Annotated in this window: 20 protein-coding genes; 8 read left to right on the top strand and 12 right to left on the bottom strand. The window is 71.6% G+C overall.

Annotated elements, in window-relative coordinates:
* Nucleotides 1-60: 60 nt before the first annotated feature.
* Nucleotides 61-567 (top strand): HNH endonuclease, encoded by a 507-nt coding sequence (locus tag ACIBTS_RS19505; protein WP_319677192.1) that lies wholly within the window; start codon nt 61-63, stop codon nt 565-567.
* Between the two features lie 135 nt (nt 568-702).
* Here the strand turns inward: ACIBTS_RS19505 and ACIBTS_RS19500 are convergent, their stop codons facing one another.
* From ACIBTS_RS19500 to ACIBTS_RS19490, 3 genes are all read right to left on the bottom strand, one after another.
* On the bottom strand, nt 703-1,653 hold the full coding sequence (locus tag ACIBTS_RS19500; RefSeq protein WP_399320782.1) for an SPFH domain-containing protein: 951 nt from the start codon (nt 1,651-1,653) through the stop codon (nt 703-705).
* Between the two features lie 143 nt (nt 1,654-1,796).
* Nucleotides 1,797-2,228, bottom strand: a complete 432-nt coding sequence (locus tag ACIBTS_RS19495; RefSeq protein WP_319338225.1) for an NfeD family protein — start codon at nt 2,226-2,228, stop codon at nt 1,797-1,799.
* Between the two features lie 60 nt (nt 2,229-2,288).
* Nucleotides 2,289-3,086 carry an ABC transporter ATP-binding protein gene (locus ACIBTS_RS19490; RefSeq protein WP_079663204.1) on the bottom strand — a complete coding sequence of 266 codons (798 nt, stop codon included), beginning with the start codon at nt 3,084-3,086 and terminating at the stop codon, nt 2,289-2,291.
* 154 nt (nt 3,087-3,240) lie between these two features.
* Between ACIBTS_RS19490 and ACIBTS_RS19485 the strand changes: the two genes are divergently transcribed.
* The gene (locus ACIBTS_RS19485; RefSeq protein ID WP_399320781.1) at nt 3,241-4,080 is read left to right on the top strand and encodes a hypothetical protein; all 840 of its coding nucleotides are present in this window, start codon (nt 3,241-3,243) and stop codon (nt 4,078-4,080) included.
* Nucleotides 4,081-4,300: 220 nt separating this feature from the next.
* Here ACIBTS_RS19485 and ACIBTS_RS19480 read toward each other — a convergent pair whose 3' ends face one another.
* The 3 genes from ACIBTS_RS19480 to ACIBTS_RS19470 all read right to left on the bottom strand — a co-directional run bounded on the left by ACIBTS_RS19480 (nt 4,301) and on the right by ACIBTS_RS19470 (nt 6,481).
* The gene (locus tag ACIBTS_RS19480) at nt 4,301-4,546 is read right to left on the bottom strand and encodes a chaplin (protein ID WP_079663202.1); all 246 of its coding nucleotides are present in this window, start codon (nt 4,544-4,546) and stop codon (nt 4,301-4,303) included.
* A 155-nt stretch (nt 4,547-4,701) separates the two neighbouring features.
* The gene (locus ACIBTS_RS19475; protein WP_319677672.1) at nt 4,702-5,343 is read right to left on the bottom strand and encodes a response regulator transcription factor; all 642 of its coding nucleotides are present in this window, start codon (nt 5,341-5,343) and stop codon (nt 4,702-4,704) included.
* Nucleotides 5,336-6,481 carry a GAF domain-containing sensor histidine kinase gene (locus tag ACIBTS_RS19470; RefSeq protein WP_399320780.1) on the bottom strand — a complete coding sequence of 382 codons (1,146 nt, stop codon included), beginning with the start codon at nt 6,479-6,481 and terminating at the stop codon, nt 5,336-5,338. Before ACIBTS_RS19470 ends, ACIBTS_RS19475 begins: the two co-directional genes overlap by 8 nt.
* 241 nt (nt 6,482-6,722) lie before the next feature.
* Here ACIBTS_RS19470 and ACIBTS_RS19465 point away from each other — a divergent pair, with 241 nt between their 5' ends.
* The 3 genes from ACIBTS_RS19465 (at nt 6,723) to ACIBTS_RS19455 (ending at nt 9,612) form a co-directional block, all read left to right on the top strand.
* On the top strand, nt 6,723-7,421 hold the full coding sequence (locus tag ACIBTS_RS19465; protein WP_399320779.1) for an SDR family NAD(P)-dependent oxidoreductase: 699 nt from the start codon (nt 6,723-6,725) through the stop codon (nt 7,419-7,421).
* Nucleotides 7,418-8,542: an S-adenosylmethionine:tRNA ribosyltransferase-isomerase gene (locus ACIBTS_RS19460; RefSeq protein ID WP_399320778.1), complete on the top strand. Its 1,125-nt coding sequence runs from the start codon at nt 7,418-7,420 to the stop codon at nt 8,540-8,542. Before ACIBTS_RS19465 ends, ACIBTS_RS19460 begins: the two co-directional genes overlap by 4 nt.
* Before the next feature lie 302 nt (nt 8,543-8,844).
* The gene (locus tag ACIBTS_RS19455; protein WP_399320776.1) at nt 8,845-9,612 is read left to right on the top strand and encodes a transglycosylase SLT domain-containing protein; all 768 of its coding nucleotides are present in this window, start codon (nt 8,845-8,847) and stop codon (nt 9,610-9,612) included.
* Nucleotides 9,613-9,697: 85 nt separating this feature from the next.
* On the opposite strand, the gene ACIBTS_RS19450 is transcribed toward ACIBTS_RS19455, so the two are convergent.
* Nucleotides 9,698-12,229: an FHA domain-containing protein gene (locus ACIBTS_RS19450; RefSeq protein WP_399320775.1), complete on the bottom strand. Its 2,532-nt coding sequence runs from the start codon at nt 12,227-12,229 to the stop codon at nt 9,698-9,700.
* A 247-nt stretch (nt 12,230-12,476) separates the two neighbouring features.
* Between ACIBTS_RS19450 and ACIBTS_RS19445 the strand changes: the two genes are divergently transcribed.
* Nucleotides 12,477-14,597: a streptophobe family protein gene (locus ACIBTS_RS19445; RefSeq protein ID WP_399320773.1), complete on the top strand. Its 2,121-nt coding sequence runs from the start codon at nt 12,477-12,479 to the stop codon at nt 14,595-14,597.
* A 127-nt stretch (nt 14,598-14,724) separates the two neighbouring features.
* The gene (serB, locus tag ACIBTS_RS19440; protein ID WP_399320771.1) at nt 14,725-15,939 is read left to right on the top strand and encodes a phosphoserine phosphatase SerB; all 1,215 of its coding nucleotides are present in this window, start codon (nt 14,725-14,727) and stop codon (nt 15,937-15,939) included.
* 89 nt (nt 15,940-16,028) lie between these two features.
* Here the strand turns inward: serB and ACIBTS_RS19435 are convergent, their stop codons facing one another.
* The 4 genes from ACIBTS_RS19435 to ACIBTS_RS19420 all read right to left on the bottom strand — a co-directional run bounded on the left by ACIBTS_RS19435 (nt 16,029) and on the right by ACIBTS_RS19420 (nt 18,740).
* Complete coding sequence (locus ACIBTS_RS19435) at nt 16,029-16,547, bottom strand: SixA phosphatase family protein (RefSeq protein ID WP_399320770.1); 519 nt, start codon at nt 16,545-16,547, stop codon at nt 16,029-16,031.
* Nucleotides 16,548-16,660: 113 nt separating this feature from the next.
* Nucleotides 16,661-16,867 carry a hypothetical protein gene (locus ACIBTS_RS19430; RefSeq protein WP_319338257.1) on the bottom strand — a complete coding sequence of 69 codons (207 nt, stop codon included), beginning with the start codon at nt 16,865-16,867 and terminating at the stop codon, nt 16,661-16,663.
* A gap of 288 nt (nt 16,868-17,155) precedes the next feature.
* Nucleotides 17,156-17,272, bottom strand: coding sequence for an SGM_5486 family transporter-associated protein (locus tag ACIBTS_RS19425; protein WP_099937617.1), 117 nt, complete (start codon nt 17,270-17,272; stop codon nt 17,156-17,158).
* A 43-nt stretch (nt 17,273-17,315) separates the two neighbouring features.
* The gene (locus ACIBTS_RS19420) at nt 17,316-18,740 is read right to left on the bottom strand and encodes a CynX/NimT family MFS transporter (RefSeq protein WP_399320769.1); all 1,425 of its coding nucleotides are present in this window, start codon (nt 18,738-18,740) and stop codon (nt 17,316-17,318) included.
* Between the two features lie 69 nt (nt 18,741-18,809).
* On the opposite strand from ACIBTS_RS19420, the gene ACIBTS_RS19415 reads away from it, so the two are divergent.
* Complete coding sequence (locus ACIBTS_RS19415; protein ID WP_079663191.1) at nt 18,810-19,499, top strand: FadR/GntR family transcriptional regulator; 690 nt, start codon at nt 18,810-18,812, stop codon at nt 19,497-19,499.
* On the opposite strand, the gene ACIBTS_RS19410 is transcribed toward ACIBTS_RS19415, so the two are convergent.
* Nucleotides 19,480-19,815, bottom strand: a complete 336-nt coding sequence (locus tag ACIBTS_RS19410; RefSeq protein WP_319674845.1) for a hypothetical protein — start codon at nt 19,813-19,815, stop codon at nt 19,480-19,482. The two genes, ACIBTS_RS19415 and ACIBTS_RS19410, sit on opposite strands and share 20 nt — an antisense overlap.
* Nucleotides 19,816-19,935 lie beyond the last annotated feature (120 nt).

Below are 19,935 nucleotides of genomic sequence, written 5' to 3'. Positions count from 1 at the left end.
GGCCAGAGTTGATCCCAGCCCGCCACGGGGTGGGCCGGTGCACACAGGAGGTGGGCTGGTATGCGGGACACGCTGGTACTGAACGCGAGCTTCGAGCCGCTGTCGACGGTGACGTTGAACCGAGCCGTCGTTCTGGTGCTTCAGGACAAGGCCGTCGTCGAGCAGGCCCACCCCGAGCTGCGGATGCGCGGAGCCGAGGTCGACATACCGGCGCCGCGGGTGATCAGGCTGTGCAGGTACGTGCGGGTGCCGTTCCGAAGACAAGCCCCGTGGTCGAGGCGGGGTGTGCTGGTCAGGGACCGGCACCGGTGCGCGTACTGCGGTCGCCGGGCGACGACCGTGGACCACGTGGTGCCGCGGGCGCAGGGGGGTCAGGACTCGTGGCTGAACACGGTCGCCTCGTGCGCCGAGGACAACCACCGTAAGGCGGACCGGACTCCGGAGCAGGCGGAGATGCCGTTGCTGCGGCAGCCGTTCGAGCCGACGCCGGCGGACGCGATGCTGTTGGCTTTGGGGCAGGAGGACTTCGCTGCCCTGCCGGACTGGTTGGCGGGAGAGGCCGCGTAGCGGTTCGCTGGGGTCGGCTGTTTGTCTGTGGGCGCATGTGGCTGGTGGCGCCCACGCGGCGGAGCCGCACATCGAACGCGAACGTTCCCCGCGCCCTTCAAGGCGCGGGGAACTGACCGGAGTCGAAGAGAACTCTCAGTCGATGGACGGCTTCTCGCGGCGTTCGCTGCCGCTGCCGTTGCCGGAGTTTCCGCCGCCCGAACCGCCGCCGAAGTTGCCGAAGTTGCCCATGGCGCCGGACAGGCCCTTGAGGGCGTCGCCGATTTCGCTGGGCACGATCCAGAGCTTGTTGGCGTCGCCCTCGGCGATCTTCGGGAGCATCTGGAGGTACTGGTAGGAGAGGAGCTTCTGGTCCGGGTCGCCGGCGTGGATCGCCTCGAAGACCGTGCGGACCGCCTGGGCTTCACCCTCGGCGCGCAGGGCGGCGGCCTTGGCCTCACCTTCGGCGCGCAGGATCTGGGACTGCTTCTCGCCCTCGGCGGTGAGGATGGCGGCCTGGCGGGTGCCTTCGGCGGTGAGGATCGCGGCGCGCTTGTCACGGTCGGCGCGCATCTGCTTCTCCATCGAGTCCTGGATGGAGGTGGGCGGTTCGATCGCCTTGAGCTCTACGCGGTTGACGCGGATGCCCCACTTGCCGGTGGCCTCGTCGAGGACGCCGCGCAGGGCTGCGTTGATCTCCTCACGGGAGGTCAGGGTCCGCTCCAGGTCCATGCCGCCGATGATGTTGCGCAGGGTGGTGACGGTGAGCTGCTCGATCGCCTGGATGTAGCTGGCGACCTCGTAGGTCGCGGCCCGGGCGTCGGTGACCTGGTAGTAGATGACCGTGTCGATGTTGACCACCAGGTTGTCCTGGGTGATCACCGGCTGCGGCGGGAACGGTACGACCTGTTCGCGCAGGTCGATGCGGTTGCGGATGGTGTCGATGAACGGGACGACGATGTTGAGGCCCGCGTTGAGCGTGCGCGTGTAGCGGCCGAAGCGCTCCACGATGGCGGCGCTCGCCTGCGGGATGACCTGGATCGTCTTGATCAGGGCGATGAAGACCAACACCACCAGAATGACCAGGACGATGATGACCGGTTCCATCGCGGCTCCCCGTACCTTTCTTCGCCTCGGCGCTTTCGGAAGATCTTAATGTCTGTTGAAGATCTTGCTGGTCGAGTCTGTCAGACCGTCGTGCGGCTCGCGAGGTGTTCTGTTCACTTGCGTCGTGCGGGAGTTGTGCATGGTCAGATGACGATCGCCGTGGCCCCTTCGATGTCCACGACATCGACTTCCTGCCCCACGTCGTAGGCGCGTTCGGTGTCGAGTGCGCGCGCCGACCAGACCTCCCCGGCGAGCTTGATACGACCGCCCGAGCCGTCGACGCGCTCCAGTACGACGGCCTGCTTGCCCTTCAACGCGTCGACGCCGGTGGCGAGTTGGGGGCGCTGCTTGCTGTGGCGGATCGCGATGGGGCGTACGACGGCGATGAGGGCGACGGAGACGACGATGAAGACGAGCACCTGGGCGACGGCTCCGAGGCCGAGGCCCGCGGCGATCGCGGCGGCGACGGCGCCGACCGCGAGCATGCCGAACTCGGGCATCGCGGTCACGACGAGCGGGATTCCGAGCGCTGCCGCGCCGACGAGCCACCACACCCATGCGTCGATGTCGTTCACACGGTCATGGTAGGGCCGCGGGTCCCGTCGGGGACAGGGCGCACAGGGGGCATCACCGGGTCAGGACAGCGGCAGACCCTGGGCCGTCCAGCGGTCGCCGACCTGTTCCACGACGAGCGGGAGGCCGAAGCAGAGGGAGAGGTTGCGGGAGCTGAGTTCGAGCTCGACCGGGCCCGCGGCGAGGACCTTGCCCTGGCGGATCATGAGGACGTGGGTGAAGCCGGGGGCGATCTCCTCGACGTGGTGCGTGACCATGATCATCGAGGGGGCGACGGGGTCGCGGGCGAGCCGGCCGAGACGGCGTACGAGGTCCTCGCGGCCGCCGAGGTCGAGGCCGGCGGCCGGCTCGTCGAGGAGGAGCAGCTCGGGGTCGGTCATCAGGGCGCGGGCGATGAGGGTGCGCTTGCGCTCGCCCTCGGAGAGGGTGCCGAACTTCCGGTCGAGGTACTCGCTCATGCCGAGGCGGTCGAGGAAGGCGCGGGCGCGCTGCTCGTCGACGTCCTCGTACTCCTCCTGCCAGCCGGCGGTCATGCCGTAGGCGGCGGTCAGCACGGTCTGCAGGACGGTCTGGCGCTTGGGGAGCTTGTCGGCGAGGGCGATGCCGGCCATGCCGACGCGCGGGCGCAGCTCGAAGACGTCGGTGCCGGGCTTGCCGAGGGTCTCGCCGAGGACGGAGACGGTGCCGGCGCTGGGGAAGAGGTAGGTGGAGGCGATGTTCAGGAGGGTCGTCTTGCCGGCCCCGTTGGGACCGAGGATGACCCAGCGCTCGCCCTCCTTGACCGACCAGGAGACCTGGTCCACGAGAGCCCGGCCCTCACGGACCACGGATACGTCCTGAAGCTCCAGAACATCGCTCATGAGCGCGTTGTCTCCCCTTGCAGTGTGGCCGGTCGGTTGTCGCGGGCGCCTTGTGGCTCGGACCGCCGCGCGTGGGTGGGCGCGGCCCCTTCGGGAAAATCTACGCCACCGGTCGGGCGGCCCGTTCCATCGGTCTGGTCCTTAGGGTGGGGGCATGCTCTCGGAACCGCGCTCTGGTCGCCTCGCCGCTTGGGGAAATGCCCTGTTGGCCGGATTTGTCTCACCGGATGATGCCGTCGTCGCCATCGTCGGCGAGGACGCCCTGCACCGGGTGGAGGGGCTGCCCGGCGAGTCCGGGCCCGTCGGGCTCACGCTCGCGCTGGGGCGGCTGCGGACGCTCGGCGTGAGCGGGCTGCGGGTGGCGCTGCCCGCGCCGGGGCATCCGCTGGGCCTCAGCGGGCCGCCCGAGTTCAACGCGCGGGCGCTGGAGGCGGAGGAGGCGGTGGTCTGTCACGGCGCCGGGTACGGGCTCGTGCCCGAGGTGTACGAGGCCGGGCCCGAGGGTGATGTGCACGTCGAGGTCGGGTGGCACTGCCTGCCGGTGCGGGAGGCTCCGCCGGCCGATGTGCCGTCGCTGGGCGAGGCGGAGCGGGAGCTGGCGGAGGCGCTGCGGGACGCGACGGCGGTGCTGTCTCGGCTGGACCTGGCGGGGTCGGGGCCGGTGGCGGAGGCGGCGATCGACGCGTACCGGGCTCGAGTCGACGGGTCGGCGCGAAGCGCCTCGTTGAGGGGTGGCGGTCGGGCGACGGGCGGGAGGGGGCGGGAGGTGTTGGCGCCGGGGTATCCGCCTCGGGCGGTGCGGGTGCTGGAGATGGCGCAGCGGGTGGGGCTGCTGGTGTCGCTGGCGTTCGAGAACGGGCCGGGCGGTGCGGTGAGCTCCGCGGAGATGGCGGCGCGGGCGGAGGCGTTGCGGCCTGTTGAGCGGACGGCTCGGCGGGCGCAGGTCGCCGCGTACAACTCCGTTGTGGAGGGGCGGGAGCGGGGGGTGCGGTGAGGGTTTGTTTCTTGGTTGGCGTCTGCTGGTGTGGGCGTCCCTGGGGGCTGTGCCCCCAGACCCCCCTTCGGCCCTGAAAGGGCCTCGTCCTCAAGCGCCGGACGGGCTGAGTGTGCGGGCCTGCGTTGAAAAGGTTCCGGCAGGGCAAGGGGCAAGCAGGCCGGCCTCCCCCGGTGGGGGCCGGGGGAGGCCGGAGGTCACTGCGGGTTCGGGCGGGTCCTCAGTGGTTGAGGCCCTGGTTGCCGAAGGCCGGGTTCAGCACGCCGATGACGTTCACGCTGTTGCCGACGACGTTGACCGGGACGGCTACCGGGGCCTGGACGAGGTTGCCCGAGACGACGCCCGGCGAGCTCTTGGCCTCGCCGAGGGCCGTGGCGCCCTCGGTGGCGGAGGCCATGCCGGCGCCCGCGGCGATCAGCCCGCCGGCCACCATCGTCACAGCCGCTGCCTTCTTCAGGTTCTTCACTTCTGACCCCTCCTAGCGATGACCGCGGCAGTCGCCGCGGCACGCACTGGAGAACGGCGGGGGCCCGCGAAGGATGCGCCATCCGGGGGACATTCCCACGACGGTATGAATCTCGGATCGGAAGTTAACCTTCCCTGTTGCCGGTCCGGTCTGTCTCAGCCGGCCACGCCATGGCGTACGGCCCACAGCGCGGCCTGGGTGCGGTCGGCGAGGTCGAGCTTCATCAGGATGTTCGAGACATGCGTCTTGACCGTCTTCTCGGAGAGGACCAGGGCGCGGGCGATCTCGCGGTTGGAGCGGCCGTCCGCTATCAGTCCGAGCACCTCGCGCTCCCGTTCGGTGAGCGAACCGCCTCTCCCCTGGCCCGAGTTGGCCTCGTCCTGGGAGAGGAGCGCGCCGGCGACCTCCGGCTGGAGCAGAATGTGGCCGGCGTGGACCGAGCGGATGGCGCCGGCGAGGGCGTCGGGGTCCACGTCCTTGTAGACGTACCCGGCGGCGCCCGCGCGCAGGGCCGGGACCACCGTGCGCTGTTCGGTGAAGCTGGTGACGATGAGGACGCGCGCGGGGTTGGCGAGTTCGCGGAGTCTGCGGAGGGCCTCGACGCCGTCCATGCCCGGCATCTTGACGTCCATCAGGACGACGTCCGGTTTCAGGTCCTCGGCGAGGGCGACTCCATCGGCGCCGTCGGCGGCCTCGCCGACGACCTCGATGTCGTCCTGCACTTCGAGGAAGGTGCGCAGGCCCCTGCGGACGACCTGGTGGTCGTCGACGAGCAGCACCTTGATTGCGTCAGCCACCGGGAGCCTCCATCTCGATCGTGGTTCCCTTGCCGGGCCCCGATTCCACCGTGAGCGTGCCGCCGATCCCGCTCGCCCGGTCCCGCATCGACACCAGACCCAGGTGGCGGCCGGCCCTGCGGGTCGTCGTCGGGTCGAAGCCGGTGCCGTCGTCCGTGACGCGCAGGACCGTGTCCTGGCCGCGCTTGTGGAGGGTGACCTCGACCCGCTGCGCTCCGGAGTGGCGCAGCGCGTTGTGCAGGGCCTCCTGGGCGACCCGCAGCAGGGCCTCCTCCTGGGCGGCGGGCAGGGCGCGGACGCCGTGGCTGGTGAAGGTCACGCGCGCGCTGTGGGCGCGGTCCAGGACCTGGATCTGGGTGCGGAGGGTCGCGACGAGGCCGTCCTCGTCGAGGGCGGCGGGCCGGAGCTCCACCACCGCGGCGCGCAGTTCGTCGGCCGCTTCCGCGGCCAGTGCGGCGACCTGCTGCAACTCGCCCTTCGCGCGCGAGGGGTCGCGGTCGACGAGGGCCGCGGCCGCCTGGGCCGTGAGGCGCAGGGAGAACAGTTTCTGGCTGACCGCGTCGTGCAGCTCGTGGGCCAGCCGGGAGCGTTCCTCGGCGATGGTGAGCTCGCGGCTGCGCTCGTACAGGCGGGCGTTGGTGAGGGCTATGGCGGCGTGCTGGGCGAGGATCGAGAGCAGTTCCTCGTCGTCCTCGGTGAAGCCGCAGCCGCCGTCGGGCTTGGGGCAGTTCTTGTTCGCGAGGAACAGCGCGCCGATGACCTCGTCGCCGTCGCGGATGGGCAGGCCCAGGAAGTCTGACATGTCCGGGTGCGCCGACGGCCAGCCCTCGAAGCGGGGGTCGTCGCGGACGTCGGCGAGGCGCTCGACCTTGGCCTCCTGGAGCATCGCGGCGAGGATGCCGTGCTGACGCGGGAGCGGGCCGATGGCCTTCCACTGCTTGTCGCTGACGCCGTCGACGACGAACTGGGCGAACCCGCCGTGGTCGTCCGGCACGCCCAGAGCGGCGTATTGCGCGTCGAGCAGCTCACGGGCGGAGGCGACGATCGTCTTGAGGACGTCGCGCACCTCCAGGTGCCTGCTCATGGCCAGCAGCGCGGTGCTCACCGCGGCGAGGCCGGACCGGGGGCCTTGACTCATGCCCTCACGGTACCGGCGGGGTGTGACAGCGCGGATCGGACCTGTGACGGCCGCGGGCTGCGGCGGGAGACCTAGGTCGGAGGTCCTCGGTACGGCGGCTTAGGGCGCGGGGAGGGGGTGTGGGGGCGTACGGCTAAGGGACCCTTTCGCTTGCGTCCTGCGTCCGAGGCGGGGGCGGGGGCCGCTTCCTAGGTTGGGGGCATCGCCGAACGGAGGCGGATCGGACGAGGGGACGGTTGTCATGCCGGTAGCGATCATCACGGGTGCCTCGAAGGGGCTGGGGCGGGCGTTGGCGCAGGCGCTGGCCGCGCGGGGCTGGGATCTGGTGCTCGACGCCAGGACTGCGGAGGTGCTGAAGGAGACGGCTGCGGCCGTGGCGTCGTACGGGGTCCGGGTCGAGGCCCGCGCGGGGGATGTCACGGATGCGGGGCACCGGGCCGAGCTGGTGGCGGCGGCCGGGCGGCTGGGCGGGTGCGACCTGCTGGTGAACAACGCCAGTGCGCTGGGCGCCGAGCCGCTGGTACGGCTGGAGAAGCTGTCGCTGGACGGGCTGCGGCGGGCGCTGGAGGTGAATGTCGTGGCGGCGCTGGGGCTGGTCCAGGAGGCGCTGCCGCTGCTGCACGGGGCGCGGGCGGGTGCGGTGATCACCGTCAGTTCGGACGCGGCCGCCGAGGCGTACGAGACGTGGGGCGGCTATGGGGCGTCGAAGGCGGCCCTGGACCAGCTGGCGGCGGTGCTCGGGGAGGAGGAGCCGGGGCTGCGGGTGTGGGCGGTGGACCCCGGGGACATGGCCACGGACCTGTACGCGGCGGCCGTACCGGACGACGACGATCCTCGGCCGGATCCGGCCGAGGTGGCGCCGGCCTTTGTGCGGCTGCTGGACGAGCGCCCCGCGAGCGGGCGGTACGCGGCTCCGGCGCTGCTGGAGGGACGGCGATGACGTTGGCCGTGGGGGTCCACCCGCTCGAGCCCGGTCGAGAGCGGCGCAGGGTGCCGCAGGAGTTGTCGGCGCGGGTGCCGGCCGAGCAGCGTGGGCCGGGGCGGGACCGTGCTGACGTACGGCTGCTGGTGTCGCGGGGGACGGAGGTGGCGCGGCACGCCTTCCGGGAGCTGCCGTGCCTGCTGCGGGCCGGGGACCTGCTCGTGGTGAACACCTCGCCGACGCTGGCGGCGGCCGCGGACGGGCGGGTCGGGCACGCGCGCGTGGTGGTGCACTTCTCGACGCGCGGGGACGACGGCCGGTGGGCGGTCGAGCTGCGGGATCCGGACGGCAAGGGCACCACGCGTGCGCGTGCGGGAGGGCCGGCGGGGACGCGGGTGCGGCTGCCCGGGGGTGTGCAGCTGGTGCTGGAGGAGCCGCTGAGTCCGGGGAGCGGGCGGTTGTGGTGGGCGCGGGTGTCCCCCGGCGGGGCGGTGCCGGGGCTGCTGCGGGAGCACGGGCGTCCCATCCGGTACTCCTATACGGAGCGGGATCAGCCGCTGTCCGTCTATCAGACGGTGTTCGCGCTGCCGTCGGCCGACGGGGCGGGCAGCGCGGAGATGCCGAGTGCGGCGCGGCCCTTCACGCCGGGGCTGGTGGCGGAGCTGGTGAGCCGGGGGGTGCAGTTCGCGCCGATCACGCTGCACACCGGGGTGGCCTCGGCGGAGGCGCACGAGCCGCCGTATCCGGAGCGGTTCGCGGTGCCGCAGGCGTCGGCCCGGCTGATCAACGCGGCGAAGGCCGGGGAGGGGCGGGTGATCGCGGTCGGTACGACGGCCGTGCGGGCCGTGGAGTCGGCGGCCGGGGTGGACGGGGTTGTACGCGCGCGTGCGGGGTGGACGGATCTCGTCGTCACTCCCGCGCGCGGGGTGCGGGTGGTGGACGGGCTGCTGACCGGGCTGCATGAGCCGGAGGCCTCGCATCTGCTGATGCTGGAAGCGGTGGCGGGACGGGCGGCCGTCGACCGGGGCTACGACGAGGCGCTGCGCGGGCGCTACCTGTGGCACGAGTTCGGAGACCTGCACCTCATCCTCCCGGCGGAGGCCCCTGACACAGAGCATTGCTTTGGCAACCAGCAGTGAGAACGGGGCGAGGGTCGTGTGAGCCCGCACATAGGGCGCAGATCACCTACGAGGGTCAATAGGAGATAAAGAGGACCCATGTGAGCGGGGCAGATAGTTCCATCTGTCCCGTTTTGCCCTTCCCTGATCCACTATCGAGGATCGTACGTCACACCTTTGCCTGCCCATTTTGCGGCCGCTAAGAATTGCTCTCGTCGCTCAGCGCCGTGGGTCTTCCCCGCGGCGTTCGTGCCGAAAGCACCCGCTGTCCGCCGTCGGACGAGGAGAGCGACCTCCGCGCTATTCGAAGAGGTCCTTCCGCCATGCCCAAGAACACTCACAAGATCGCGATCGCGGGTGCCGCCACCCTCGGCGCCGCCGCCCTCGCCTTCTCCGTGGTGCCGGCCGACGCGCAGACGACCACTACGGACGCCGTCTCCTCGGCCCCGGTCGCCTACAGGTCCCAGCCGGTGCAGGACGTCAAGGCCAGCGTGACCGACCAGCTGGCCCAGGCGAGCGTGAAGGTCGACGCCATCGAGGCGAAGAAGAAGGCCGCCGCTGACGCCGTAGCCATGAAGAAGGCCGCCGCCGAGGCCGCCGCGCAGAAGAAGGCCGCCGCCGCAGCCGCCGCGCAGAAGAAGGCCGCCGCCGAGAAGAAGGCTGCCGTCGCAGCCGCCGCCAAGAAGGCCGCTGCCGCACGCAAGGCGCAGGAGGCCGCGAGCCGGTCCGCCAAGCGCGTCGTGATCAAGAAGGCCGGCGTCAAGAAATACGCCGACAACCTCGACGGCTGGATCAAGCACTCCCTGGACATCATGAAGTCCAAGGGCATCCCGGGCAGTTACCACGGCCTGCACAAGAACATCATGCGGGAGTCCTCGGGCAACCCGAACGCGATCAACGACTGGGACATCAACGCCATCAACGGCATCCCGTCCAAGGGTCTGCTGCAGGTGATCCCGCCGACGTTCGCCTCGTACCACGTCTCCGGCACGTCCTGGAACATCTACGACCCGGTCGCCAACATCACCGCCGCCGCGAACTACGCGGCCGACAAGTACGGCTCGATCGACAACGTCAACAGCGCGTACTGAGCACCCCCTTTCATACGCCGATGGGCGGCACCCCCGCTACGGGGCGCCGCCCATCGGCGTACTGCGTGGCGTACTGCGTGAGCGTCTACTTGCGCATGACCTCGGGCTCGTGGCGGCGCAGGAAGCGGGCCACGAAGAAGCCGCAGATCACGCCGAGGACGATCAGCGCGGCCATGTCCATGCCCCAGGCGCCGACGGTGTGCTCCCACAGGGGGTCCGTCTCGCCGCCGTCCTTGGGCGGGCTGATCTTGTTGAAGTCCAGCGTGGCGCCTGCGGCCGCGACGGCCCAGCGCGAGGGCATCAGATACGAGAACTGGTTGACGCCGACAGCACCGTTCAGGGCGAACAGGCAACCGGTGAAGACGACCTGGATGATCGCGAACATGACCAGCAGCGGCATGGTCTTCTCGGCCGTCTTCACCAGCGACGAGATGACCAGGCCGAACATCATCGAGGTGAAGCCCAGCGCCATGATCGGGATGGAGAGCTCGATCATGGTGGCGTTGCCGAGGACCAGGCCCTCCGTCGGGATCTCCCGGCTGGCGAAGCCGATCACGCCGACCATCAGGCCCTGCAGCACGGTGATGACGCCGAGCACGAACACCTTGGACATCAGGTACGCGGAGCGGGACAGGCCGGTGGCGCGCTCCCGCTCGTAGATGACCCGTTCCTTGATCAGCTCACGGACGGAGTTCGCCGCGCCCGCGAAACAGGCGCCGACCGCGAGGATGAGCAGGACGGTGGTGGCCGTGCCGTTGGGGATGATCCGGCCGGACTTCGGGTTGACCGGGTTGGGCAGCAGGCTGTTCCCCGAGTCGATGAGCAGGCTCACCGCGCCGAGGACGGCCGGCAGGATCACCGTCAGGGCCAGGAAGCCCTTGTCGGAGGCGATCACCGAGACATAGCGGCGCACCAGTGTGACGAACTGCGACATCCAGCCCTGCGGCTTCGGCGGCTTCATCGCCTGCATCGGCGGCATCTGTACGGACTGCGGTGCGATGGCGTCGATGTCCGCGGCGTACATCTGGTAGTGCTGCGAGCCCTTCCAACGGCCCGCCCAGTCGTAGTCGCGGTAGTTCTCGAAGGCGGAGAAGACGTCGGCCCAGGTGTCGTAGCCGAAGAAGTTCAGCGCCTCCTCGGGCGGCCCGAAGTAGGCGACGGAGCCGCCGGGGGCCATCACGAGCAGCTTGTCGCAGATCGCGAGTTCGGCCACGGAGTGCGTGACGACGAGGACCGTGCGGCCGTCGTCGGCGAGGCCGCGCAGCAGCTGCATGACGTCGCGGTCCATGCCCGGGTCGAGGCCCGAGGTGGGCTCGTCGAGGAAGATCAGCGACGGTTTGGTGAGCAGCTCCAGAGCCACCGAGACGCGCTTGCGCTGGCCGCCGGAGAGGGAGGTGACCTTCTTCTCCTTGTGGATGTCCAGCTTCAGCTCGCGCAGCACCTCGTCGATGCGGGTGTCGCGCTCCGCCGGGGTGGTGTCGGCGGGGAAGCGGAGCTTGGCCGCGTACTTCAGGGCCTTCTTGACGGTCAGTTCCTTGTGCAGGATGTCGTCCTGCGGGACCAGACCGATGCGCTGGCGCAGCTCGGCGAACTGCTTGTAGAGGTTGCGGTTGTCGTAGAGGACGTCGCCCTGGTTGGCGGGCCGGTAGCCGGTGAGCGCCTTGAGCAGGGTGGACTTGCCGGAACCCGACGGTCCGATGACCGCGATCAGCGACTTCTCCGGGACGCCGAAGGAGACGTCCTTGAGGATCTGCTTGCCGCCGTCGACCGTGACGGTCAGGTGACGGGCGGAGAAGGAGACCTCACCGGTGTCGACGAACTCCTCGAGCCGGTCGCCGACGATCCGGAACGTCGAGTGGCCGACGCCGACGATGTCGGCGGGGCCCAGCTGGACCGAGCCGCCCTTGGGGATCGGCTGGCCGTTGACGTAGGTGCCGTTGTGCGAGCCGAGGTCGCGGATCTCCATGCGGCCGTCGGGCGTCGAGTGGAACTCGGCGTGGTGACGGGAGACCTGCAGGTCGGAGACGACCAGCTCGTTCTCCAGGGCACGGCCGATGCGCATCACGCGGCCGAGGGAGAAATGGTGGAACGTGGTGGGGCTGCGGTCGCCGTAGACCGGCGGCGCCCCCGCGCCACCACCGGGAACGTTCTGCGCGTAGCCCGCGGCCGGTCCCTGCTGCGGGACCTGCGGTGCGGCCTGCTGCGGCTGCTGCCAGCCGGCCTGGGCGGCCTGCGCGACCTGCGGTTGCGGGGCCTGCTGGGCCCAGCCCGGGTTCGCGGCCTGCGCGGCGAAGGGCTGCTGCTGCGGCTGCGCGACGGGCGCCTGTGCCCCCGTCAGATCCACCCGCGGCCCGTCCGTCGCGTTGCCCAGGTGCAGCACCGAGCCGGGGCCGAGCTCCAGTTGGTGGACCCGTTGGCCCTGCGCGAACGTGCCGTTGGTGCTGCCGTGGTCCTCGACGACCCAACTGCGGCCGTTGAAGCTGACCGTGGCGTGACGCCAGGAGACCCTGGCGTCGTCGAGGACGATATCTCCCTGCGGATCACGTCCGAGGGTGTATGTCCTGGACGGATCGAGCGTCCAGGTGCGTCCGTGCAATTCCAGTACGAGTTCCGGCACTCCAGCCCCACTGAGTTGTCCCCCGAGTTACCCCCATTGGCAGGGAGTCTAGGGATGTCGAACATCGGGGGGAACTATTTCAGTAGCGGCCCCCTGACCGAAAGTCGGGCCTTGTGAAGAGCGTGCGCAAGCGTATCGGCCGTTCCCGTTGACGGGGTTGAAACCTGCCCGGAGAGTGGTAAAAGCACGCGAGGGGGGACGGAAGCGGCGATCTTCGCCGCTGCGCGCCGCGGATCGGGGGGTCTGCATGAGTGCCGGCACGGGTGTCGAAGGCAGGGGGAGCGCGGCGCGCGGCGGGGGCCTGCCGTGGACGGACGTGCTGCTGGCCGCTGTTACCGCCGTGAGCTGGGCGTTGATCGGGATGGCGGGGACGGCGGCGCTCGGGCTGCATCTGCTGGAGGCGGACTCCGCGGGCTCGTTGGGCCCGATGACGGCTGCGGTGGTGGCCCTGGGGGCCGGGGGCTCGGTGACTCCGTCCGGCGATGTGTCCGCCTTCGGACTCACCGGCGCGGAGGCGGACACGGCCATCGAGATCACGCCATTGGGGGTGAGCCTGGTGGGTGCGCTGCTGCTGTCCTGGTTCTTCCTGCGGTCCCTGCGTGCGGCGGGAGTCGTGATCGCCCCGGCCGAACTCCTCGCGCGCGTCGGCACGGTGGTCGCGCTGTTCGTGGCGATGCTCGGCGGGCTGGTCTGGGCGGGGCACGACGTCATCACGTTCGACGGGGGCGCGCTGGGCCTGGACGACCTGCCCGGCGGAAGCGGGGGCGGGGGAGCAGGAGGAGGCGGCGGCCTGGACATTCCCGGGCTCGGGGATGTCGGGGACATCGGGGGGCTGCTGCCCGACCGGCTCGGTGGCCTGGTCGACGCGAAGGCCTCGGTCGGCTTCTCCGTCGACCTGGCGCCGACGGTGCTCGGTGGCCTCGGCTGGTGCGTCGGCATCCTGCTGATCGCCCTGCTGGCCTCGCGCCGCACGCCGCTGCCGCGGGGCTGGGAGGCGGTGCATCGCGTGGTGCGGCCGGCGGTGTCCGCCGTCGTCACCGTGCTGCTGGTGGCGGTGGCGGCCGGGTTCGCCGCGGCGGCGTACGCGGCGATCGGCGACGACCGTCCCGGGCGGATCGCTGGAGCGGCGCTGCTCGGCGCGCCGAACGGGGTCTGGCTGGGCATCCCGATCGGCCTGTTCGTCCCCTGGGACGGACACGCGACGGGAGCCCTGACGAACGTCCTCCCACACCCCCTCGACGACCTCCTCAGGGTCGGCACCGACCAGCGGGTGACCCTGCCCCGCCTGGCCGAACTGGACAGCCGCGTATGGCTGCTGGGAGTGGCGGCGGCCCTGATGATGCTGCTGGCGGGAGTACTGACGGCGGTACGAACACCCTTGGGCGGGACGGGGTTTGGCGGGGGGGCTACGGGCGGGACGGAGCCGGGGGTGCTCGATGCGGGGGCGAGTGCGGCTGCGGGGCGGGGGGCTGGGCCGGGGGCGGGGGCGGGGGCTGGACGAGGAGCAGGCTCGGGGACTGGGCCGGGGGCGGAGGCTGGGCCAGGGGCGGGAGGGCGGTCGGGCTCGGGGGCGGGCCGGAGCTGGGGGGCCGGGTCGGGCTCATCGGGCGGTGTTGTCGGGTTCGCCGGACGGTGTGCTGTGCGGTTGGGGGTGGCGAGTGCCCTGGCGTTGACGTTGGTCGGGTGGCTGACGGAGGTGTCCGTGAACGCCTCGCTGTCGGTGCTGGGGTTCGATGCGTTCGGGGCCGGGCTCGAACTGCGCGGGCATCTCGGGGCAGCGCTGCTCCTGGGGGCCGCGTGGGGTGCGGGAGCGGGCGGCGTCGGTGCACTGCTGGCGTGTGCCTCGGGGGCGGCGGGGTGGCGGGCCGCGCCGCTGGCACGGGGTGTCGTGGGGAGTGCTGCGGCGGAGGGTCCGGGCGAGCATCGCGGGCCGACGGGGGTCGCCGGTGAGCGGACGGGACCGTACGCGCCGAGTGCCTCGTACCGGCCGCCGAATCCGGCGACCAATCCCTACCTGCGCCTTCCGGAGGAGCTGCTGGAGGTGCGGGACGCGCGGCCGGAGGCGGCGCGCGGCGAGGGCGCGGGCGCGGGTGACAGGGCCGAGCGGTCGAGGCCGTACGAGAGCTCCCGGCGGGGCGAGCCGCCGGCGACCGGCGGGCGTCCGCCCGAGGTTCCGCCAGAACAGGACGACGTCTACGGCGCACCGACCGTGGTCCGGCCGATCGGGCCGCCTCCCCGCTCACCGCGTCGGCCTCCCGGCCCGCGCCCCGGCTCGCGGCCGTCGTCCGGGCCGGACGAGAGGCCGCCTCCGCCACCCCCTCCCCCTCCGTCGCCTCCCCCGCCGAGGAGGCCGAGGGGGTCGCGGTGATGCTCGTGGGAGGCTGGTGCGGGACACTGTTGAGGTCCGCGCCATCTCGCCGACATCCACTGTTCCCTGTCCGTCAGGCGGACCTCGGCGGCGAAGGGCACTGGGTGCCGGATACGGTGGAGGCACCATGAGCGCTTTGCAGACTTCGTCCTCCGACGTCCCCACGCTCCTTGTCAAGATCTTCGGCAAGGACAGGCCGGGCATCACGGCCGGCCTCTTCGACACCCTCGCCGCCTACTCCGTCGACGTGGTCGACATCGAGCAGGTCGTCACCCGAGGCCGGATGGTGCTGTGCGCGCTCGTGACCGAGCCGCCGGGCGGCCTGGAGGGGGACCTGCGGTCGACGGTCCACAGCTGGGCCGAGTCGATGAAGATGCAGGCGGAGATCATCTCCGGCCTCGGCGACAACCGGCCGCGCGGTTTCGGCCGGTCGCTGGTCACCGTGCTCGGGCATCCGCTCACCGCGCAGGCCACGGCGGCGATCGCCTCGAAGATCACGAAGGCCGGCGGCAACATCGACCGTATCTTCCGGCTCGCCAAGTACCCCGTCACCGCCGTCGAGTTCGCCGTCTCCGGCGTGGAGACCGAGCCGCTGCGCACCGCCCTGGTCATGGACGCGGCGGCGCTCGGGGTGGACGTCGCCGTGGTGGACGCCGGCCTGTACCGGCGGGCCCAGCGGCTCGTCGTCATGGACGTCGACTCCACCCTCATCCAGGACGAGGTGATCGAGCTCTTCGCCGCGCACGCGGGCTGCGAGGCCGAGGTCGCCGAGGTGACGGCGGCCGCGATGCGCGGTGAGCTCGACTTCGAGCAGTCGCTGCACGCGCGGGTCGCGCTGCTGGAGGGGCTGGACGCCTCGGTCGTGGAGAAGGTGCGCGCCGAGGTGCGGCTGACGCCGGGTGCGCGCACGCTGATCCGGACGCTGAAGCGGCTCGGCTACCAGGTGGGCGTCGTCTCCGGCGGTTTCACGCAGGTCACCGACGATCTGCAGGAGCGGCTCGGGCTGGACTTCGCCCAGGCGAACACGCTGGAGATCGTCGACGGCCGGCTGACCGGCAGGGTCACCGGTGAGATCGTGGACCGTGCGGGCAAGGCGCGGCTGCTGCGCAGGTTCGCCGCCGAGGCGGGCGTACCGCTGTCGCAGACCGTGGCGATCGGTGACGGCGCCAACGACCTGGACATGCTGAACGCCGCCGGTCTCGGGGTCGCCTTCAACGCCAAGCCGGTGGTGCGTCAGGCGGCGCACACGGCGGTGAACGTGCCGTTCCTGGACACCGTCCTGTATCTGCTGGGCATCACCCGCGAAGAGGTCGAGGCCGCGGAGACGCACGACGAGCGGTAGGCCCCCGGGCGGGGACCCGGACGCAACGGGGAGGGCCCGGCACCGTCGACGCTTCGACGTCGCCGGGCCCTCGCGCGTGCGAGGGTGGGTTACTCGGAGGGCGTCCAGTAGTCGAGCAGCGTGGCCACGCCCGGTTCCAGGGACTTCCAGGAGCCGTCGAAGGAGATGACGGCGAAGGCGGCGGCCGGGAATCCGCGACGGTGCATCCGCTCGCCCGCGTCGCCGTCGGCCTGGCCGGACAGGACGTCGGCGAGGCCCTGGACGCCCGGGTTGTGGCCGATCAGGACGAGGTTGTGCACGTCGTGGGGTGTCTCGTTGAGCAGGGCGATGAGCTCGCCCGGGGACGCATCGTAGATCCGCTCCTCGTAGACGGTTTTCGGCCGCTGTGGGAACTCCTGGACGGCGAGCTTCCACGTCTCCGTGGTGCGGACCGCGGTGGAGCACAGGGCCAGGTCGAAGGGGATGCCGGTGTCGGTCAGCCTGCGTCCGGCGACGGCGGCGTCCTTCCGGCCCCGCTCAGCGAGCGGACGCTCGTGGTCGGTCACCTGTGGCCAGTCGGCTTTCGCATGGCGGAAGAGGACGATCCTGCGGGGTTCTGCGACGCTCATACGTCCCAGCTTCGCATGAAACAGGCCATGGGGCGCAGGGAGTTGACATGCGGCTTCACCAGCGGTCCCGAGGTGGCCAGGGCCGCCCCGTGCGGGGTGCGACGGGCACCGTCCTAGCGGGCGATCAGCTGCTGCACGCGCTCGACGAGGTGAGGGATCGCCGGGTCGCCGGTGGCCGCGTGGGCGTCGGCGGGGTTCAGTATCAGCACGAAGAGGGCGATGAAGGCGAGCATCGGGAGGGCGAGGGCCCACCAGGGCAGCCGGGTGTCGACGCCGCCCGAGGTGGCCGCCCGGGGCCGGGTGTGCGTTGGGGCCGACATGGGTGCCTCCGCTGTCTTCGAGTGGTCCGTGGTCCCCGGACCGTGGTCCGTGGCGGTGATCCGCGTCGCGGTCACACCTCGAAGTTACGGAATCGGCGGCCCTCAACCCATCCGGAGATCCACCCACTTGACCCTGACCTCCACCCCCTAGGGGACAGGGGGGTTAACCCCACCACCCCGCTCCCAGCCCGCTCCCCCACCGGGCCACGACCGGGATGGGACGATGGCGGGGTCGGCTTCGGGCCCGGACTCGGGCTCGGGCTCGGGGTCAGGCTCGGGGTCGATCCGTCAGGGCGAGGCGAGGGTCGCGATGACGGCGATGATCACGAAGATGGCGAGGAACGAGCCGAAGACGATCAGCATCTTCTTCTGGCCGTTCTGCGGATTCGGGTCGAGCAGGGGCATACGGCAAGTCTCGCACCCTGCGCCCACGAGGCTCCCTCCGGGGTCAGCGCGCGGCTTCCGCCTCCACGGTGCGGTCACGGCCGGCCAGGACGCCCACGACCGTCTGCGGGACCATCAGGGCCGCCATGAGGGCGAGGGGCAGGCCCCAGCCGCCGCTGTGCTGGTAGAGCACTCCCACCAGGAGCGGGCCGGGGATGGAGATCAGATAGCCGGTGCTCTGCGCGAAGGCCGACAGCTGGGCCACGCCCGCACCGGTCCTGGCGCGCATCCCGACCATCGTCAGGGCGAGGGGGAAGGCGCAGTTGGCGATGCCGAGCAGCAGGGCCCAGGCCCAGGCGCCCTCGGTGGGCGCGAAATACAGGCCCGCGTATCCGACGAGTCCGCAGACGCCGAGGGCGACCACGATCGGGCCCTGCTGCGGCAGCCGGGTGGCGACGCGCGGGATGACGAAGGCCAGGGGCACGCCCATCGCCATCGTCACCGCGAGGAGCACTCCTGCGGTGGACGCGGGCACGCCCGCGTCCCGGAAGATCTGCGGCAGCCAGCCCATGGTGATGTAGGCGGCGGTGGCCTGGAGGCCGAAGAAGACGGCGAGCGCCCAGGCGGTACGACTGCGGGTGATGCGCAGCCGGGCCGACGGCTGCCTCGCGCGCGCGTGCGCCTGCGGTTCGGATCGCCCCGCCCGCTCCTGCCGCTCCCCCGGCTCCCGCGGCCCCGTCGGCGTCCGCCGTTCGCGCTCCCGCCGCCGTCCCGGCTCCCGCCGCCGTCCGGGCTCGTGCCGCTCCCCTGCCGTCCCCGCCTCGCCGGGCGCCGTCGCGCGGTCGCGGACGAGCAGCAGCCACGGCAGGACGGCCGCCGCCGCCAGACCCGCCCACACCGCGAGCCCGGTGCGCCAACTGCCGCCCAGCACCTCGGTCATGGGCACGGTGACCGCGGCGGCGGTCGACGTGCCGAGGGCCAGAGCCATCGAGTACAGGCCGGTCATGGAGCCGACCCGGTCGGGGAAGTGGCGCTTGACGATGACCGGCATCAGGACGTTGCTGACGGCGATGCCCATGAGGGCGAGGGCGCTGGCGGCGAGGAAGCCGGCCGTGCCGCCCGCGTAGGGGCGGACGAGCAGCCCCGCCGTGATGGCGGCCATGCCCGCGCACACCACCGCTCCGGGCCCGAAGCGGCGGGCGAGGCGGGGCGCCGTCACACCGAAGACGGCGAAGCAGAGCGGCGGCACGGAGGTGAGGAGCCCGGCCACGCCGCCGCTCATGCCCAGTCCGTCGCGGACCTCTTCGAGGAGGGCGCCGAGGCTGGTGATGGCGGGGCGGAGGTTGAGGGCGGCCAGCACGATGCCGACCATGAGCAGCCGTGTCGTCCACGCGCGCGTGGCCGCTCGTGGGGGCTCACCCGCCGCCGGGGTGGGCAGGGGCGTGGTCGTCCTCGTCCGTGTCCGCTCGTTCGCCATGCCGCCTATCATAGAATCATGGGATGATTGTTTGTCCATTCCGGGTTGCCCACGCCCGCCCCACCCGTGCGAAGGTGTGCCATGCCTCTGAGCCATCCCCGTCGCTCTGCGCTCTCCGAGCAGGTCATCGCCGCGCTGCGCACCCAGATCACGTCGGGTGAGTGGCCGGTCGGTTCGCGCATCCCCACGGAGCCCGAGCTGGTCGAGCAGTTGGGTGTGGCGCGCAACACCGTCCGCGAGGCCGTCCGCGCGCTCGCGCACAACGGGCTGCTGGACATCCGGCAGGGCTCGGGCACCTACGTCGTGGCGACCAGCGAGTTGGCGGGCGTGATGCACCGCCGCTTCGCCGACGCCGACCCCCGGCACATCGCCGAGCTGCGCTCCAACCTGGAGTCGGGCGCGGCGAGGCTGGCGGCGGAGCGGCGCACGGAGAAGGACCTCAAGCAGCTCGACGCGCTGCTGCTGCGGCGCGAGGAGGCGTGGGAGTCGGGCGACGCGGAGGCGTTCGTGACGGCCGACGCGACCTTCCACCTGGCGGTGGTGGCGGCTTCCCACAACGACGTCATGACGGCGATGCACGCGGACCTCGGCGAGGTGCTGCGGGACTGGCTGCGCGAGGACGTCGGCGAGGAGCTGACGCCGGAGACGTACATGGACCACACGCGGCTGGTGGACGCGATCCGCGCGGGCGACGCGGAGACGGCCGCGGTCGAGGCGGCGAGCTATCCGCTGCTGTGCCGGCCCGGACGGCTCAGCCCTTCCGGTGACTGATCCAGGCCGAGCGGACTTCCTTCCAGCAGCGGCCGGTCAGTCGTACCGTCATGGCCGGTTCGGCGTCGACGGGGGCGCCGTCGGTGTCGAGGTCCCACCAGCGGTCGCACTCGATGTGGAGACTCACGCGGTCGGTGTCGGCGTAGGGGTTGTGGCAGTAGGCGACGACGTGCGAGCCGTCGATGCCGGTGCGGCACTCCGCGCCGAAAGGTTCGGGCTTGGCCTGCACGCGCGCGTGGGACGACGCCTCATGAGGCGCGCAGAGCGCGATCGCGACGACCGCGGTCACTGGGGCGAGGAAACGGAACAGGCGCACAAGGGAACCTCCTCGGCAGAGCTGGGGAGGGCAGCGCGTGGGTGAACGCGCACTTCATCGTGCCTGGTCGGGGACCTCACCCGCCCGGCCAGATAGGCCGGACGGGTGACAGGTGACAGG

Source organism: Streptomyces sp. NPDC050121 (assembly GCF_044460385.1).
Classification (GTDB): domain Bacteria; phylum Actinomycetota; class Actinomycetes; order Streptomycetales; family Streptomycetaceae; genus Streptomyces; species Streptomyces soliscabiei.
Note: the sequence above shows the minus strand (reverse complement) of the source record. Positions and strands in the feature narration are given on the sequence as shown.